The sequence below is a fragment of the Agromyces mediolanus genome (genome assembly GCF_014648575.1).
Classification (GTDB): Bacteria; Actinomycetota; Actinomycetes; order Actinomycetales; family Microbacteriaceae; genus Agromyces; species Agromyces mediolanus.
In genome coordinates, this window is sequence record NZ_BMRJ01000003.1 from 132388 (window position 1) to 147543 (window position 15156).

At 73.9% G+C, this 15156-nt stretch carries 18 protein-coding genes; 4 read left to right on the top strand and 14 right to left on the bottom strand.

Annotation, left to right across the window (positions count from 1 at the left end; translation table 11 throughout):
- Positions 1 to 30 precede the first annotated feature (30 nt).
- Positions 31 to 1896: a DUF2207 domain-containing protein gene (locus IEY71_RS14690; protein WP_229781774.1), complete on the bottom strand. Its 1866-nt coding sequence runs from the start codon at positions 1894 to 1896 to the stop codon at positions 31 to 33.
- 83 nt (positions 1897 to 1979) lie between these two features.
- Between IEY71_RS14690 and IEY71_RS14695 the strand changes: the two genes are divergently transcribed.
- Positions 1980 to 2258 carry a metal-sensitive transcriptional regulator gene (locus IEY71_RS14695; RefSeq protein WP_189086111.1) on the top strand — a complete coding sequence of 93 codons (279 nt, stop codon included), beginning with the start codon at positions 1980 to 1982 and terminating at the stop codon, positions 2256 to 2258.
- 22 nt (positions 2259 to 2280) lie between these two features.
- Here the strand turns inward: IEY71_RS14695 and IEY71_RS14700 are convergent, their stop codons facing one another.
- The 10 genes from IEY71_RS14700 to truB form a co-directional block, all read right to left on the bottom strand.
- A complete protein-coding gene (locus IEY71_RS14700; protein WP_189086112.1) occupies positions 2281 to 2541 on the bottom strand; it encodes a hypothetical protein in 261 nt (86 codons plus the stop codon).
- Positions 2542 to 2543: 2 nt separating this feature from the next.
- A complete protein-coding gene (locus IEY71_RS14705; protein WP_189086113.1) occupies positions 2544 to 3404 on the bottom strand; it encodes an aldehyde dehydrogenase family protein in 861 nt (286 codons plus the stop codon).
- Positions 3401 to 4990: an aldehyde dehydrogenase family protein gene (locus IEY71_RS14710; RefSeq protein WP_189086114.1), complete on the bottom strand. Its 1590-nt coding sequence runs from the start codon at positions 4988 to 4990 to the stop codon at positions 3401 to 3403. Before IEY71_RS14710 ends, IEY71_RS14705 begins: the two co-directional genes overlap by 4 nt.
- Before the next feature lie 17 nt (positions 4991 to 5007).
- Entirely contained in the window at positions 5008 to 6015 is a 1008-nt protein-coding gene (deoC, locus tag IEY71_RS14715) for a deoxyribose-phosphate aldolase (RefSeq protein ID WP_189086115.1), read from the bottom strand.
- 62 nt (positions 6016 to 6077) lie between these two features.
- On the bottom strand, positions 6078 to 7022 hold the full coding sequence (locus tag IEY71_RS14720) for a sugar-binding transcriptional regulator (RefSeq protein WP_189086116.1): 945 nt from the start codon (positions 7020 to 7022) through the stop codon (positions 6078 to 6080).
- 155 nt (positions 7023 to 7177) lie between these two features.
- A complete protein-coding gene (locus IEY71_RS14725; RefSeq protein ID WP_189086117.1) occupies positions 7178 to 8395 on the bottom strand; it encodes an MFS transporter in 1218 nt (405 codons plus the stop codon).
- 2 nt (positions 8396 to 8397) lie between these two features.
- Positions 8398 to 9333 (bottom strand): bifunctional riboflavin kinase/FAD synthetase, encoded by a 936-nt coding sequence (locus IEY71_RS14730; RefSeq protein ID WP_189086118.1) that lies wholly within the window; start codon positions 9331 to 9333, stop codon positions 8398 to 8400.
- On the bottom strand, positions 9330 to 9803 hold the full coding sequence (locus IEY71_RS14735) for a hypothetical protein (protein ID WP_229781775.1): 474 nt from the start codon (positions 9801 to 9803) through the stop codon (positions 9330 to 9332). Before IEY71_RS14735 ends, IEY71_RS14730 begins: the two co-directional genes overlap by 4 nt.
- Before the next feature lie 46 nt (positions 9804 to 9849).
- Positions 9850 to 10218 carry a hypothetical protein gene (locus tag IEY71_RS14740; protein ID WP_189086119.1) on the bottom strand — a complete coding sequence of 123 codons (369 nt, stop codon included), beginning with the start codon at positions 10216 to 10218 and terminating at the stop codon, positions 9850 to 9852.
- Positions 10215 to 11111, bottom strand: a complete 897-nt coding sequence (gene truB, locus IEY71_RS14745; protein ID WP_229781776.1) for a tRNA pseudouridine(55) synthase TruB — start codon at positions 11109 to 11111, stop codon at positions 10215 to 10217. Before truB ends, IEY71_RS14740 begins: the two co-directional genes overlap by 4 nt.
- Positions 11112 to 11166: 55 nt before the next feature.
- Here truB and IEY71_RS14750 point away from each other — a divergent pair, with 55 nt between their 5' ends.
- A complete protein-coding gene (locus IEY71_RS14750) occupies positions 11167 to 12162 on the top strand; it encodes a ketopantoate reductase family protein (RefSeq protein ID WP_189086120.1) in 996 nt (331 codons plus the stop codon).
- Positions 12163 to 12184: 22 nt separating this feature from the next.
- On the opposite strand, the gene IEY71_RS14755 is transcribed toward IEY71_RS14750, so the two are convergent.
- On the bottom strand, positions 12185 to 12526 hold the full coding sequence (locus IEY71_RS14755) for a hypothetical protein (RefSeq protein ID WP_189086121.1): 342 nt from the start codon (positions 12524 to 12526) through the stop codon (positions 12185 to 12187).
- Between the two features lie 354 nt (positions 12527 to 12880).
- Between IEY71_RS14755 and IEY71_RS18560 the strand changes: the two genes are divergently transcribed.
- Positions 12881 to 13003, top strand: a complete 123-nt coding sequence (locus tag IEY71_RS18560; protein ID WP_268243570.1) for a hypothetical protein — start codon at positions 12881 to 12883, stop codon at positions 13001 to 13003.
- A 78-nt stretch (positions 13004 to 13081) separates the two neighbouring features.
- On the opposite strand, the gene IEY71_RS14760 is transcribed toward IEY71_RS18560, so the two are convergent.
- Complete coding sequence (locus IEY71_RS14760; protein WP_189086122.1) at positions 13082 to 13669, bottom strand: nucleoside/nucleotide kinase family protein; 588 nt, start codon at positions 13667 to 13669, stop codon at positions 13082 to 13084.
- Positions 13670 to 13721: 52 nt separating this feature from the next.
- Here IEY71_RS14760 and IEY71_RS14765 point away from each other — a divergent pair, with 52 nt between their 5' ends.
- Positions 13722 to 14606, top strand: a complete 885-nt coding sequence (locus IEY71_RS14765) for an iron-sulfur binding domain-containing protein (protein ID WP_189086123.1) — start codon at positions 13722 to 13724, stop codon at positions 14604 to 14606.
- Between the two features lie 80 nt (positions 14607 to 14686).
- Here IEY71_RS14765 and rbfA read toward each other — a convergent pair whose 3' ends face one another.
- Complete coding sequence (rbfA, locus tag IEY71_RS14770; protein ID WP_189086124.1) at positions 14687 to 15151, bottom strand: 30S ribosome-binding factor RbfA; 465 nt, start codon at positions 15149 to 15151, stop codon at positions 14687 to 14689.
- Positions 15152 to 15156: the final 5 nt, after the last annotated feature.

The window sequence follows — 15156 nt, forward strand, 5'->3', positions numbered from 1 at the left end:
GCAGCGCTCCCGCGCCGCCCGCGGCCGGGCTCACAGTCCGCCGCCTCCGCCGCCGCCCCCGCCGCCGCCCGAGGCGCCGCCGCCGCCGGACCCGCTCGAGGAGGAGCTGGAGCTCGAGCCCGACCACGAGCTCGAGGCGGTCGTCGAGAACGCCGAGACCCCGGCGCTGAACGCGAGCGCATCGAACGGCCCGCGTCCCGCGTACCAGTCGGGCTGGGCGCCGCGCTCCGCGTACTCGGCGGCGAGCACCCGGCTCCACTCCCGCTCGATGCCGAAGAGCACCGCGTACGGCAGGAGCTTCTCGTGCAGCTTCAGCACGGCTTCGGGGCCGCCGGTGCGCAGCGCGCCCTCCGGGCTCTGCAGCATGCGGATGCGGTCGGCCTCGGCGAGCCGGAGGTAGACCCTGAGTCCCTCGAGGTGATCCTTCGCCGCGCGTCCCGGCTCGGTCAGCGGCCGCACGTCGATCACCGCGAACGCCGCGGCGAGCACCGCGAGGATGCCGAGCACGAGGCCGAGCACCGGCCAGCCGCCGCCCATCGCCTGGTCGAGGGCCACGATGCCGAAGACGACGGCGACGATGCCGCCGAGCAGGGCGAGCAGGCCGAGCAGCAGTCGCGGCCCGACGGCCGGCGTGCGGCGGAGCCCCTCGGTCACGACCCGGCTGCGCACGGCGCTGCGCAGCGCGAGCAGCTTCTTGCCGAGCGCGGTGTCCTGCTGCTTCAGCTCCCGCCGGCCGCTCGTGGCGAAGAGCTCGCGCAGCAGCCGGTCGGCATCCGGATCCGGCCCTTCGCCGCCCCCGTACTCGACCGCGAAGCGCTTCGGGCCGAGCTCGACGACTCGGAGCCGATGCTGCACCGCGAGCTGCAGGATCGTCGCGGTGACGCCCTTGCCCGGCTGTCCGACGAGCTCCGCGGCCTCCATCACGCTCAGCCCGGGCGGCGGCTCGTACTGGGCGATGATCGTGCCGCGTCCCGGATGATCCCGCCACCGCGTGGCCCGGGCGACGATGGCCGCGCCCGCCGCGCCGAGGGCGAGGAGGGCTCCCCCGGCCCCGGCGAGCGCCGCCGGCGAGGAGGTGAAGGCGTCGTCGCGCGGCACGAAGGTGCCGGGCTCGAAGGCGAGCGCGACGGTGAGGTTCTCGTACGGCCCGAGCCCCTCGGCCGTCGCGAGGGCCCCTTCGTCGCCGAGCTCGAGCGCGGTGCACGGCGTGGCGGAGCCGGACGGGCCCTGATAGCAGGCGCCCTCCCGCGTGAATCCCGCGGCCGCGGCCCCGGAGAGCCGCACCTCGGCGCTCACCCGTCCGAAGGGCTGCGCCCAGCCCGTGCCGTTCACGTCCCAGTAGAACTCGTCGATCGGCCGGTCGTCGGGCACGTGGGTCACGTTGTGCTGGCGGTACTCGATGACGTAGCTCTGCCGGCCGTGCACATACTCGTCGCCCGCGATGGAGACGAGGAGGAACTCGTCGTCGTCGTCCGGCTCGGTCGAGTAGGCGCGCGGCGTGCCGTTCTCGTCGGTCACGGAGCGCACCTCGAGGTCGACCGGGTGGCCGTCGTAGGAGAGCGGGATGGCCCGGCGGATGCCGCGGTTCTGGTCGAACTCGGGGAACACCGCGACGAGCGTCTCGGTGGTGTCGAGCACGGATCGGCCGTCCGCGTCGGTGCCGAGCTCGTACACGGCGTCGAAGGAGTCGAAGACGAAGTCGTCGGTGCCGGTGGGCAGCACGGACACGCCGGCCGGCGGGGCGGGGGCGAGCGCGGCCGGGCCGAGCGCGGCCGCGGGGGCCGCCGAGCCGCCCGGCTCCGCGAACGCGAGCGGGGCGCCGGCGAGCGCGAGCCCGGCACCGGCGAGGAGGCCGGCCACGAGGGCGGCGGCGGTGCGGGGCATCCGGCGGCTCATGCTGCCACCGTAGCGAACCCGGCCGACTCGGCGGCGCTGAATACCCCGGTCGGTACCGGATTCGCAGGCGCTATCCTGAGGGGGTGATCGAGGACATCAAGAAGCGCGCGCTGCACCGCACGAAGATCATCGAGGGCCAACTGCGCGGCATCGAGAAGATGATCGAGAACGAGGACTACTGCGTCGACATCATCACGCTGTCGCTCGCCGTGCAGAAGTCCCTCGGCTCGCTGAACAAGCTGCTCGTCGAGAACCACCTGCGCACGCACGTGAGCCACCAGTACGAGGCCGGCGGCGAGGAGCGCGAGGCCGCCGTCGCCGAGCTGATCCGCATCTTCGAGCTGTCGAACAACCGCAGCTGATCCCCGCGAACGGCGCCGGGGCTCAGCCCCGGCCGCGCCGTTCGTTCCCACGGCGGTAGTTGCCGGTCGCGCGGGCGAGCAGGTGCTGCACCGCGGGCTCGTCGCCGGCCGACTCGGCCCGCTCCAGGCGCGCGAGGAGGCGCGCGGCCTCCGCTCCCCCGACGGTCACGACGTGGCGGCCGCCACGGGAGACGAGCAGCTGGCCGGCCGCCGTGGCGCGCCACGCGAACGGGTCGTCGACGAGACGACCGCGTTCGTCGGAGGCGCCCCGGCGACCGGCCACGCTCAGCGCAGGCTCTTCGTGTGCCAGACCGTCTTCGTCTCGGTGAAGCCGACGATCCGCTCGAGGCTCGGCGCCGCGGCATCCGCGCCCTGCTCGGGGCGGTGCACCCGCTTCAGGGTGTCGGCCGCCGCGATCTCGAGGTCGATCCAGTCGAGCGCGCCCGCGCCGACGAGGTCGAGCGCATTGACGTCGGCGTGGCTCGCGAGCCACGGCGCGATCTCGGCGGGCGAGCCCGTGAGCACGTTGACGACGCCCTTCGGCACGTCGCTCGTGGCGAGCACCTCGGCCAGCGAGATCGCCGAGAGCGGGAAGCGCTCGCTCGCGACGACGACGACCGCGTTGCCCGCGACGAGCGCGGGGGCGACGGCCGAGACGAGGCCGAGCAGCGCGGAGTCCTGCGGCGCGACGATGGCGACGACGCCGGTCGGCTCCGGCACGGAGAGGTTGAAGTAGGGCCCGGCGACCGGGTTGGCGTTGCCGGCGACCTGGGCGAACTTGTCGGCCCAGCCCGCGTACCAGACCCAGCGGTCGATGGCCTCGTCGACCTGCGCGCCCGCGGCGGCGCGGGAGACGCCCTCGGCCTCCTCGATCTCGGCGACGAACTGCGCCCGGCGGCCCTCGAGCAGCTCCGCGATGCGGTAGAGCACCTGGCCGCGGTTGTAGGCGGTCGCGCCGGCCCAGCCCGCGACGGCGCCGCGGGCCGCGACGACCGCGTCCCTGGCGTCCTTGCGCGAGGCCTTCGCCGCGTTGGCGAGGAAGCCGCCCGAGGCGCTCGTCACCTCGTAGGTGCGGCCCGACTCGCTGCGGGGGAAGGCCCCGCCGATGAACAGCTTGTACGTCTTCGGCACGGTGAGGCGGCTCACTTCGCGGCTCCCTTCTCAGCGGACTTGCTCGTTCGGCGGCTCCGCTTCGCGGGGGCCGGCTTCGCCTCGGCATCCGCCTTCGCGGCGGGGCGCGTCTTCGCGGCGGGCGCGGCGGATGCCTCGACGGCGCGCGCGGCACGCGCGCTGCGGCTCGCGGCGGGCGCGAGGTAGGCGCCGAGCCCGTGCCGACCGCCCTCGCGGCCGTAGCCGGACTCCTTGTAGCCGCCGAACGGGCTCGCCGGGTCGAAGCGGTTGAAGGTGTTCGCCCAGATGACGCCCGCGCGGAGCTGGTCGGCGACCGCGAGGATGCGGCTGCCCTTGTCGCTCCAGATGCCGGCCGAAAGGCCGTACGGCGTGTTGTTCGCCTTGGCGATCGCCTCCTGCGGGGTGCGGAAGCTCAGCACCGAGAGCACCGGGCCGAACACCTCCTCGCGGGCGATGCGGTGGCTCGTCTCGACGCCCGTGAAGATCGTCGGCGCGAACCAGAAGCCCTCGGCGGGCAGTTCGCACGGCGCGCTCCAGCGCTCGGCGCCCTCGGCCACGCCGACGTCGCTGAGCTCGCGGATGCGGGCGAGCTGCGCCGCGGAGTTGATCGCCCCGATGTCGGTGTTCTTGTCGAGCGGGTCGCCGAGACGGAGCGTCGAGAGGCGCTGCTTCAGCCGATCGACGACCTCGTCGTGGATGCTCTCCTGCACGAGCAGGCGGCTGCCGGCGCAGCACACGTGGCCCTGGTTGAAGAAGATGCCGTTGACGATGCCCTCGATGGCCTGGTCGATGGGCGCGTCGTCGAAGACGATGTTCGCCGCCTTGCCGCCGAGCTCGAGGGTGACCTTCTTCTGCGTGCCCGCGACCTGCTTCGCGATCGCCCGGCCGACGCCCGTCGAGCCGGTGAAGGCGACCTTGTCGACGTCGGCGGCGACGAGCGCCGCGCCCGTCTCGCCCGCGCCGGTGACGATGTTCACGACGCCGGCGGGCAGCTCGGCCTGCTGCAGGATCTCGGCGAACAGCAGTGCCGTGAGCGGCGTGGTCTCGGCCGGCTTCAGCACGACCGTGTTGCCCGCGGCGAGCGCCGGGGCGATCTTCCAGGCGAGCATGAGCAGCGGGAAGTTCCACGGGATGACCTGCCCGGCCACGCCGAGGGCGCGCGGGTCGGCGCCGAGGCCGGCGTGGTCGAGCTTGTCGGCCCAGCCCGCGTAGTAGAAGAACCAGGCGGCGACGAGCGGCACGTCGACGTCGCGCGACTCCTTGATCGGCTTGCCGTTGTCGAGGGACTCGGCGACGGCGAGCTCGCGGGCGCGCTCCTGCACGAGGCGCGCGATGCGGAAGAGGTACTTGCCGCGGTCGCGGCCGCTCATCTTGGACCAGACCCGCTCGTAGGCGCGGCGGGCCGCGGCGACGGCGTCGGCCACGTCCTCCGCGTTCGCGGAGGCGATCTCGGCGATCCGCTCCTCGTTCGCCGGGGAGATGGTCTGGAAGGGCGTGCCGCGTCCGTCGACGAACTCGCCGTCGATGAAGAGGCCGTATCGGTCGCGCAGCGACAGGATGGCCCGGGACTCCGGGGCCGGTGCGTATTCGAGGAAGCTCATTGCAGGTCTCGTCTCGGTCAGTCGATGGTCACGTAGTCGGCGCCGGAGTAGTGCCCGCTCGCGAGCTTCTGGCGCTGCAGCAGCACGTCGTTCAGCAGGCTGGAGGCGCCGAAGCGGAAGAGGTGCGGCACGAGCCACTCCTCGCCCACGGTCTCGGCGACGGTGACGAGGTACTTGATGGCGTCCTTCGAGGTGCGGATGCCGCCGGCGGGCTTCACGCCCACCTTGTGCCCGGTGAGCCGGTGCCAGTCGCGGACGACCTCGAGCATCAGCAGGGTCACGGGCAGGGTCGCGGCGGGCTGCACCTTGCCGGTCGAGGTCTTGATGAAGTCGCCGCCGGCGAGGATCGAGAGCCACGAGGCGCGGCGCACGTTGTCGTACGTCACGAGCTCGCCGGTCTCGAGGATCACCTTGAGGCTCGCGCTCGTGCCGTCGGGGCGGCGGCAGGCGTCTTTCACGGCGGCGATCTGGTCGAAGACGAGGCCGTAGCGGCCGGCGAGGAACGCCCCGCGATCGATCACCATGTCGATCTCGTCGGCGCCGGCCGCGACGGCCTCGGCGGTGTCCGCGAGCTTGATGTCGAGCGAGGAGCGGCCGGACGGGAAGGCGGTCGCGACGGCCGCGACCGAGATGCCGCCGTCGTCGGGGTCGCCGTGCGCGGCGCCGAGCGCCTCGACCGCGTACGGGACCATGTCGCCGTAGACGCAGACGGCGGCGACCCGCGGAGTGGCGGGGTCTGCGGGGTCGGGGTTCTGCGCCTTCGCGACGAGCGAGCGCACCTTGCCGGGGGTGTCGGCGCCCTCGAGCGTGGTCAGGTCGATGAGCGAGATGATCCGGTCGAGCGCCCAGGCCTTGGAGCTGGTCTTGACGGAGCGGGTGCCGAGCGCGGCGGCCCGCTGTTCGAGGCCGACCGCGTCGACGCCGGGGATGCCGTGCAGATAGCGGCGGAGCGTCGCGTCGTCGGGGTCGCCGCCGAGCACGGCGAGCGCGCGCTCGCGGGCGGTGACGAGGGTGGTGCCAGTCATTCTGGGTGACCTGCCTTCCGGCTGTTGTGGCGATACGTGGTTCGTGGGGAGGTGCGCGGCGTTCAGCCGTCGAGGAGGTGGAGCGCCGTGGCCTCGTCGGTGACGAGCACGGTGCACAGCCCGCTGCGCACGACCGCGTCGGCGACGGGATGCTTCGCCTGGCCGGCGATGACGGCGATCGCGAGCGGGGCCTGGCGCAGTTCGTCGAGGGTGAGCCCGACGGTGCGCGCGTCGAGGGCGGGGTCGACGATGTTGCCGTCGGAGTCGAGATAGCGGCCGACGACGTCGCCGACGGCCCCCTTCGCGACGAGGAGATCGACGTCGGAGACGGAGAGGTAGCCGCTCTCGACGTGCACCGAGCTCTCGTCGGCGGCGCCGGCGCTGAAGAGGTAGGCGTCGGCGGAGCGGGCGAGCTCGATCACGCCCGCGACGACGCGGTCGGACTCGATGGCCTGCTTCGTCTCGAGCCGTTCCAGGATGGCGGGGCTCGGCAGCAGGGTGGCCTGCCCGCCGCCCTTCTGGGCGATGCCGACGGCGGTGGCCGCGGCGGTGCCCGGCCGCCGGTTGAGGCTCACACCGCCGTTGATCTGCACGACGTTCACGCCCGTGGCCCAGCCGTTGCGGAGGTGCTGCGAGATCTCGTAGAGCGTGCGCCCCCAGCTCACGCCGAGGGTGCGCGGCACCGGGCGGAGCGCGGTGAGGTAGTCGGCGGCGGCCTGGGCCGTTCGCGCCTGCAGCTCCTCGGGGCCGGCGACGCCGGCGGAGGACACGACGATCGCGTCGCTCAGCCCGCGCTCCTCGCGCAGGCGCCGCTCGATCGGCAGGCGCCGGGCGCGCGGGTGCAGGATCTCGATGCGGATGAACCCGCGCTGCTTGGCCTGGGCGAGCAGCCGCCCGACCTTCCAGCGGGTCAGGCGCAGCGCCTGACCGATCTCGTCCTGGGTCTTGTTCTCTTCGTAGTAGAGCTCAGCGGCCCGGATCGACAGCAGCTCATCGGTCTCGTCCATCCGTCTCCTTCCCCTCGTTCCAGGGTAGGCACCGGATCCGCGCCCAGCAACACTCGCAGGCGATTCTGCTCAGATGAGCAGCCGGGCCCCGCGGTGCACGCGCGCGAGCACCGCGAGGAGGCATCCGCGCGCGAGGCGCCCGAGCGATCCGGCGCTCAGCGCCGCTCGTCCTCCAGGAACCGCGATCGCGCCACGACGGCGCCCGCGACCGCGGCCGGCAGCGCAGACGCGAGCAGCAGTAGCAGCGGCCACCTCCAGCCCCCGCTCGCCTCGTGCAGCAGACCGACCGCGAGCGGGCCCGCGGCGACCACGAGATAGCCCGCCGACTGCACGAAGCCGCTCAGCGCGACCGCCCCGTCGTGGCTCCGCGTGCGGAGGTTGATGAGCACGAGCGAGAGCGGGAACAGCATCGGACCGCAGCCGACGAGCGCGACCCAGAGCCAGGTGACGTGGCCGGGGGCGAGGAGGAGACCCAGGTACCCGATCACGAACGCCAGCACCGCGAACCAGACGAGCGGCCGCACCCAGCCGAACCGCACCGCGAGCACCGGCACGAAGAGCCCCGCCGGGATCCCCATCGCCGCGTACAGCGAGAGCAGGGCCCCAGCCTCCGCCGGAGCGGACCCCGCGAGGTCGTGCAGGATCTCGGGTAGCCACGCGAACGCCGAGTACGCGTTGAAGCCGGCCGCCGCGAAGACGACGAGCAGTGCCCAGCCGAGCGGCGAGCGCGCGGCGAGCGCGAGCAGTCCCGCCGCCGGCTCGTCGGAGCCCCCTGGGGCCCGGCTCGCCGGCCGCGCGAGGAGCATCGCCCACGGCACGAGCGCGACGGCCGCCACGACCGCCCACTCCCCCACCGACACCCGCCAGCCGGCCGCCTCGGCCACCGGCTCGGCGAGGAGCGGCGGCACGAGCGTGCTCACCGACATCGCCGTGACGTAGACCGTCGTCAGCAGCCCGATCCGTTCCGGGAAGTAGCGCTTCACGAGCGGCGGCAGCAGCACGTTGCCGACCCCCATCGCCGCGAACGTCACGACGCTCGCCAAGACGAGCTGCGCGGCGTCCGCGGCGAGCCCGCGCCACGCCAGCCCGCCTGTCAGCAGCAGGAGCGAGCCGACGAGCGTGCGCTCGAGCCCGAACCGGCGGGCCACGGACGGCGTCAGGATGCCGAAGGCCGCGTAGCAGAGCGGCGGCAGCATGCCGAGGAAGCCGACGAACGCCGGGCTCAGCGCGATGTCCTCGCCGACCCGGCCGAGCACCGGCGAGAGTGCGGCGACGGCCGTGCGCAGGTTGAACGCGACGAGCACGATGCCGAGGAGCGCGAGCAGCCGGCCGCGCCACGGGGCTCTGGGCGAGGCCGGACCCGCGGGGGCCACGCTCAGCCCAGCAGGATGGTGCGGATGCGGTCGACGTCGTCCTGGATCGTCGCGATCAGGTCGGGGATGGTCGTGAACGCCACCATGCCGCGGATCCGCTCGACGAACTCGACGTCGACGAGGTGGTCGTACAGGTCGAGCTCGCGGTCGAGCACGTACGCCTCGACCTGCTTCTTCGGCACGCCCTCGAACGTCGGGTTGTCGCCGACGGAGATCGCCGCCGGATACCGCACGCCGGCGTCGGTCAGCCAGCCCGCGTACACCCCGTCGCCGGGGATGAGCCCCTCCGACTCCGGCGAGAGGTTCGCCGTCGGGAAGCCGAGCTCGCGCCCGCGCGCGGCGCCGTGCACCACGACGCCGCTCACCGTCGGCCGGTGGCCGCCGAGCAGCTCCGCGGCGCGGGCGACGTCGCCCTCGTCGAGCAGCTCGCGCACCCAGGTCGAGGAGACCCGGCGTTCGCCGTCGGGCCGGATGTCGCCCAGCACCTCGACCGTGAACCCGTGGCGTTCGCCGAGGCGTTCGAGGAGCGCGACATCGCCCGCGCCCCTGGCGCCGAAGCGGAAGTCGTCACCGACGAGCAGCGCCTTCGCGCCGAGCGCGCCGACCAGGATGCGCTCGACGAACTCCTCGGCGGGCACCGAGGCCAGCACCCGGTCGAAGTGCAGCAGCAGGGTCGCGTCGAGCCCCGTCGTCGCGAGCAGCTCGAGCTTCTGCCTCGTGCTCACGAGCGAATCCGGGCACTTGTCGGGTGCGAGCAGCGCGAGCGGGTTACGGTCGAAGGTGACCGCGACCGCCGAGAGCTGCCGTTCGGCCGCGATCTCGCGCAGCCGGCCGATGACCGCGCGGTGGCCGACGTGCACGCCGTCGAACTTGCCGATCGTGACCGCAGCGGGGCCGAACCCCGCCGGCACGCCGGCGAGGTCGTCGAAGACCCTCACGAGGCCGGCCGTTCGGCGGCGGCGAGGGGCGATTCGGCCGGGGCGGCGTCGGGGCGGTGCTTCGCGAGCCACCACATGCCGAGCACCGGCAGCACGAGCGGGATGAACAGGTAGCCGCGGCCGTACCAGGACCACACCGTGTCGTGCGGGAAGAGGCCGGGGAGCACGACGCTCAGCGTGCCGACGACGATGACGCCGGTGAACTCGAACACGATCGTCGCCCAGGCGACGCGGTACCAGCCGCGCCCCGAGCGGACGAGGGCGACCGTGGCGATGACGTAGACGACCGCGGCGAGCGCCGAGAGGGCGTACGCGAGCGGCGCCTCGTCGAACTTCTGCACGATCTGCACGAAGGAGCGGCCGAGGGCCGCGAGGGCGAGCACGCCGTAGACGGCGACGAGGACGCGGCCGATGCCGCTCATCCGCCGACGCGCGGAGGGCGCGTCCGGGCTCTGGGGTGCGCTGTTCATGTCGCTTCGATTCTCTCAGACGCGCCGGGCGTTGCGGCGCGCGGGGTCAGAGCCCCTGGACGGTCCAGATCTGCAGCATCCGGTACACCATGACGCCCACGGCGAAGGCGGCGACGCCGAGCACCACCGTCGACCAGCGGTTGCGCTCCAGCAGCGCCCACAGCGCGGCCGCCGGCGGCAGCAGCAGGGCGCTCACGAGGTAGGTGTAGAACTCGAGCACGCTGCCGCTCGGGGCGTTGCCGAACGCGGGCGCCAGGAGCGCGACGACGAGCTGCGCGACGAGCAGCAGCTCGACGAGGGCGAGCGCGCCGATGGTGAGGTCGCTGGGCTGGCGCCCGGCGAGGCCCAGGACGAGGCAGAGCAGGCCAGCCGCGACGGCGACGCCGAGCTGCACCCAGGTGTACCACTCGATCATGGGGTCGTCTCCTCGTTCGGGAAGCCGGTGACGACGCGGAGCTCCTCGCCGCGGCGCTCGACGATGGCGACGAGCCGGTCGGCGGGCCCGATCGCGGCGAGCGGCTGCTTCGTCGGGGCGTCGCCCGCGGGGATGCGCTTGCCGTGACCGAGGTCGATCGCCTGCTGCGCGTCGATCGCGACGACCGGCAGCGCGCGGCTCGCCGCATCGGCGGGGCTCAGGATGCGCGCGGCGACGTCCAGCCCCTCGAGCGGCGCGGCCTGCTCGACCGGGAAGCTCCCGATCCTGGTGCGCCGGAGCGCCGTCAAGTGCCCGCCGACGCCGAGGCCGGCGCCCAGGTCGCGAGCGAGCGCGCGGATGTACGTGCCCGAGCTGCAGTCGACGCGCACATCGAGGTCGAGGTGGTCGTCCGCGCGCCGGGTCTCCAGCAGCTCGAACGCCGAGACGGTGACGCGGCGGGGCGCGAGCTCGACCTGCTCGCCCGCGCGGACGCGGTCGTAGGCGCGTCGCCCGTCGACCTTCACGGCGCTCACGGAGCTCGGCACCTGCTCGATCTCGCCGGAGAGCGCCGACATTCCGGCGGCGATCGCCGCGTCGGTGACGGCCGCGATGCGGCTCGGATCGGTCGCCGGGTGCGGCTCGCCCTCGGCGTCGTCGCTCGTGGTGCCCCAGCCGAGACGGATGGTCGCGAGGTACTGCTTGTCGAGCCCGACGAGGTAGTGCAGCAGCCGGGTGGAGCCGCCGACGCCGAGCAGGAGGAGTCCGGTCGCCATCGGGTCGAGCGTGCCGGCGTGGCCCACCCGACGGGTGCCGGCGAGGCGGCGGACGCGCGCGACGACGTCGTGGCTGGTGATCCCCTGCGGCTTGTCGACGAGAAGGATGCCGCTGTTCACGCCGACCAGGCTAACAGTCGCCCGCGGGCCGGGGCGCCGCCCCTACGCTGGTGGGATGCGGATCGGGATCATCGGCGCCGGCGCCCTGGGCGGCACCTTCGCCGCGCTCCTCGCCCGCGCGGGCCACGAGGTCGAAGTGACCGCGCGCGGCGCCGGGCTCGAGGCCATCCGCGCCGGCGGCATCCGCCTGTCCGGCGGCTACGGCGAGGCCGCCGTCGAGGTCGCGGCGAACCCCCGGCTCACCCGCCGCCCGGAGCTCGTGCTCGTCTGCACGAAGGCGCAGGATGCCGAGGCCGCGATCACCGCGAACGCGCAGTCGATCGAGGGCCTGCCGACCGTCGTCGTGCAGAACGGGCTCGACGGCGTCGCCACGGCCGAGCGCCTGCTGCCCGGCACACCGTGCTTCGGCGTGCTGTCGATCATCGCCGCGAACTACACGGAGCCGGGCGTCGTGCGCGTGACGACCACGGCCACGAGCTACCTCGGCCGCGGCGAGGGGCCGGCCGACGCCGAGAGCCGGCGCATCGCGGCACTGCTCAGCGACGCCGTGCCGGTCACGGCGATCGGCAACTTCCGCGGCGCGCAGTGGTCGAAGCTCGTCGTCAACATGGTCAACGCGGTGCCCGCGATCCTCGGCCGCCCCGTGCAGGACGTCCTCCGCCACGGCCCGACCCGCCGGGTCGTCGCCCGCTCGATGCGCGAGACCGTGCGGGTGGGCGTGGCGCGCGGCGTGCGGTTCGGCGCGCTGCAGGGACTCGGCGACCGACGGCTGCGGTGCTTCGCCGCGCTCCCCGTCGTGCTCGGCCAGGTGCTGCCGTGGCTGATGGGCGTGCGCATGGGTCAGGTGCCGAACCTCGGCTCCACCCAGCAGAGCCTCCGCCGCGGGCAGCCGACCGAGGTCGACTACCTGAACGGCGCGGTCGTGCGCGAGGCTGGGGCGGCCGGGCTCGCCGCACCGGTGAACGCGGCGCTCGTCGAGCTCGTGCACCGCGTCGAGCGCGCCGGCGCGCCGCTCGACGAGCGCGAGCTGCTCGCGGCCATCCCGAGCTGAGCGCGGCGTCGCCCGGCCAGGCTCAGGCGGCCGGGACCGCCGCCGCGTCGAACGAGGCGGTGAGGGCGCGGTGCTCCTCCTCGCTCAGCGAGTCCCGGAAGCGGTCGGCGAGGAGCGCCCAGCGGATGGTCGCGAGCGCGGTGTTCCGGCCGCCGGTGTAGCCCACCCGGTCCATGAGCTCCATGATCTCCTCGGTGAACTCGGCGGAGGCCTGGGCGAACTCGGGGGCACCGGCGATCGTGACCCGGGCGCGCAGGTACTCCGCGCTGAAGCGGGCGCGCTTGGCGGCCTCGTGCGCGACGACGATCCGGTGCAGCTGCTCGGCGTCGAGGCTGGCGAGACGGTCGGTGGTGGTGGTGGCCATGGTCGTGGTCCTTTCTGCGGTCGGACGGCGGTGGACGGCGGGGACGGAGAACGCCACCCGGTCGTCGACCGGGTGGCGTTGAGCGTCTGGGTGTCCGGCTCAGCTGCCTGGCGGTCGGGCGGGGCGGTCGGGGGTGACGACGCGGTCGCGCAGCAGCGCGTCCGCGGTGCGGTGAACCATCACGACTGCCCTCCCTGCAAAGATTCCGATTGAACTGACTATCATCCCAGATTCCCTGGTGAACGGCAATTCCCGGCGCCGCGAGCGGTGCTGACCACCCCGGGCCACCCTCGCACAGAAAATGGACTATGGTGTCCGGAAGCCCGCCAGCTGACGAAGGGAAGCGAGCTCATCATGGCCGGAAAGTCACCCAAGGCAAGCACGTCGAAGAAGCAGCCTCAGCTCTCGCTGAAGGAGAAGCGAGCGCAGAAGCGCGAGAAGGCCGACGAGGGCATCATCAAGGCGCGCAAGCGCTGAGCCCGGCCGGGTGCGGGCGGCCGCCGCACCCGGCGATACCGCCCCATGACCGGACCGTCGCGATGCGACCGTCGCGACTCAGAGCGCTCGCGGCCTCGCCGGGTCCGCGAGGTCGACGACCACGTCCGCGACGCGGCGCGGGTCGCACCTGGCATAGGCGATCGCGTCGGCGGGGTCGACCGGATCACCGGCGATCGCGATCGAGAAGTCCCAGAGCGGGCGGAGCCGGTCGCGCAGCAGGAAGCGGCCGTCGAGGAGGAGCAGCGCGTCCTCGGGCCCCGTGAGCCACTTCGGCTCCACCCAGGCATCCCGTCCGACGTCGCGAACCCGCGTGACGAACCCCGTCGAGCCCGCGAGCCGGAACGGCTCGACGAGCACCCGGCGCAGCGCCGACTCGTCGAAGCCGTAGTCCACGTACCGTTCGGCCGTGTCAGGACCGAACGCCGCTTGCGCTTCGCGCGAGCGGTGGAAGCCCTCCATGCGCGCCCGGAACACCGTCGCACCGCGCTCCTCGAGCACCGCGCCGAGGTCGTCGGCGAATGCGGTCTTGCCCGAGCGCAGCGGACCGTCGACCGCGAGCACCACCCGGCCCCGGGCGGTGCGCAGCTGCACGAGGTCGGCGAGGTCCCGCAGGAACGTCACTCGCGGGGTCGTCACGAGTCGCATACTGCGAGCCTAACCGCCGCGGCCCGCCTCGGCACGGCCTAGGCTCGAGAGGATGCCACACCCCACCGAGCCGAGCTTCGCCGAGCTCGTCGACGACTGGTTCGCCGACGCCGCGCGGCCCCTGCCCTGGCGCGCCGCCGAGGTGTCGCCCTGGGCGGTGCTCGTGAGCGAGTTCATGCTGCAGCAGACGCAGGTCTCGCGCGTGCTCCCCCGCTGGACGGCGTGGATGGAGCGCTGGCCGACGCCCGCCGCCCTCGCCTCAGCTCCCCCGGCCGAGGCCGTGCGGGCCTGGGACCGCCTCGGCTACCCCAGGCGCGCGCTCTGGCTGCACGAGGCCGCGACGGAGATCGTGGAGCGCCACGGCGGCGAGGTGCCGTCCGGCCTCGACGAGCTGCTCGCCCTCAAGGGCATCGGCCCGTACACGGCACGGGCGGTCGCCGCCTTCGCCTTCGGTGAGCGCCATCCCGTCGTGGACACGAACACCCGCCGGGTGCTCGCCCGCGCGATCGACGGCCGCGCCCACGCCGGCGCGCCCTCGACGGCGCGCGACCTCGCCGCCATGTCGGCGCAGCTGCCCGTCGAGCGCGACGCGGCACGCCGCTTCAACGCCGGGGCGATGGAGCTCGGGGCGACCGTGTGCACGGCGCGCACGCCGGACTGCGACGGCTGCCCCGTGCGCTCGCGCTGCGCCTGGCTCGCCGCAGGGCGCCCCGACGACGGCGCACCGAAGCGGAGGCAGGCGCGCTACGAGGGCTCCGACCGCCAGGTGCGCGGCATCGTGCTCGCGGAGCTGCGCGCCGCGCACGCGCCCGTCGACCGGGCGCTGCTCGACGCCCGCTGGAGCGATGCGGCGCAGCTCGAGCGCGCGCTCGGCACGCTCGTCGCCGACGGCCTCGCGGTCGTCGGCGACGAGGGGTACTCGTTGCCTGACGCCTGACGCCCGCCTGCGGGCGGAGACGCCGAACGCCCGGCGGCGCCGGGCGTTCAGCGACGCAGGGCCAGAGGGCCGGATGCGGCTCAGTCGCGAGCGGCGGCGGGGGCCTCGTCCTCGTCGTCCTCGTCCACGCGGGGCTTCACGTAGGGGTCTGCCTCCCCCGCGAAGCTCGCGCCCGAGGCGAGCGCCGTGGTCTCCGCGTCGCGCTCGCGCGCCTCGCGGAGCAGCTCCTCGATGTGCTCGGCGTTCTCGGGGATCGCGTCGGCGATGAACTCGAGCGACGGCGTGAGCCGAGCGGTGATGTTGCGACCGACCTCGGTGCGCAGCATCCCGGTCGCCGCCTTGAGGGCGAGCGCCGAGTCGCGACGCTCCTCCTCGCTGCCGTAGACCGTGTAGAAGATGCTGGCGTGCTGCAGGTCGCCCGTCACGCGGACGTCGGTGATCGTCACGAAGCCGAGGCGCGGGTCGCGCAGCCCCTTCTCGAGCCGACGGGCGACGATCTCGCGGATCCGGTCCGCCATCTTCCTGGCGCGCTGGGGATCAGCCATGATGC

What these genes read in the sequence shown, in the direction of transcription:
- IEY71_RS14750 (WP_189086120.1), top strand. Translation starts at nt 11,167, where the DNA reads ATGCGGATCGGGATCATCGGCGCCGGCGCCCTGGGCGGCACCTTCGCC.
- IEY71_RS14710 (WP_189086114.1), bottom strand. Translation starts at nt 4,990, where the DNA reads ATGAGCTTCCTCGAATACGCACCGGCCCCGGAGTCCCGGGCCATCCTG.
- IEY71_RS14740 (WP_189086119.1), bottom strand. Translation starts at nt 10,218, where the DNA reads ATGATCGAGTGGTACACCTGGGTGCAGCTCGGCGTCGCCGTCGCGGCT.
- IEY71_RS14760 (WP_189086122.1), bottom strand. Translation starts at nt 13,669, where the DNA reads ATGCGACTCGTGACGACCCCGCGAGTGACGTTCCTGCGGGACCTCGCC.
- IEY71_RS14755 (WP_189086121.1), bottom strand. Translation starts at nt 12,526, where the DNA reads ATGGCCACCACCACCACCGACCGTCTCGCCAGCCTCGACGCCGAGCAG.
- IEY71_RS14735 (WP_229781775.1), bottom strand. Translation starts at nt 9,803, where the DNA reads ATGAACAGCGCACCCCAGAGCCCGGACGCGCCCTCCGCGCGTCGGCGG.
- IEY71_RS18560 (WP_268243570.1), top strand. Translation starts at nt 12,881, where the DNA reads ATGGCCGGAAAGTCACCCAAGGCAAGCACGTCGAAGAAGCAGCCTCAG.
- rbfA (WP_189086124.1), bottom strand. Translation starts at nt 15,151, where the DNA reads ATGGCTGATCCCCAGCGCGCCAGGAAGATGGCGGACCGGATCCGCGAG.
- deoC (WP_189086115.1), bottom strand. Translation starts at nt 6,015, where the DNA reads ATGACTGGCACCACCCTCGTCACCGCCCGCGAGCGCGCGCTCGCCGTG.
- IEY71_RS14720 (WP_189086116.1), bottom strand. Translation starts at nt 7,022, where the DNA reads ATGGACGAGACCGATGAGCTGCTGTCGATCCGGGCCGCTGAGCTCTAC.
- IEY71_RS14690 (WP_229781774.1), bottom strand. Translation starts at nt 1,896, where the DNA reads ATGAGCCGCCGGATGCCCCGCACCGCCGCCGCCCTCGTGGCCGGCCTC.
- IEY71_RS14765 (WP_189086123.1), top strand. Translation starts at nt 13,722, where the DNA reads ATGCCACACCCCACCGAGCCGAGCTTCGCCGAGCTCGTCGACGACTGG.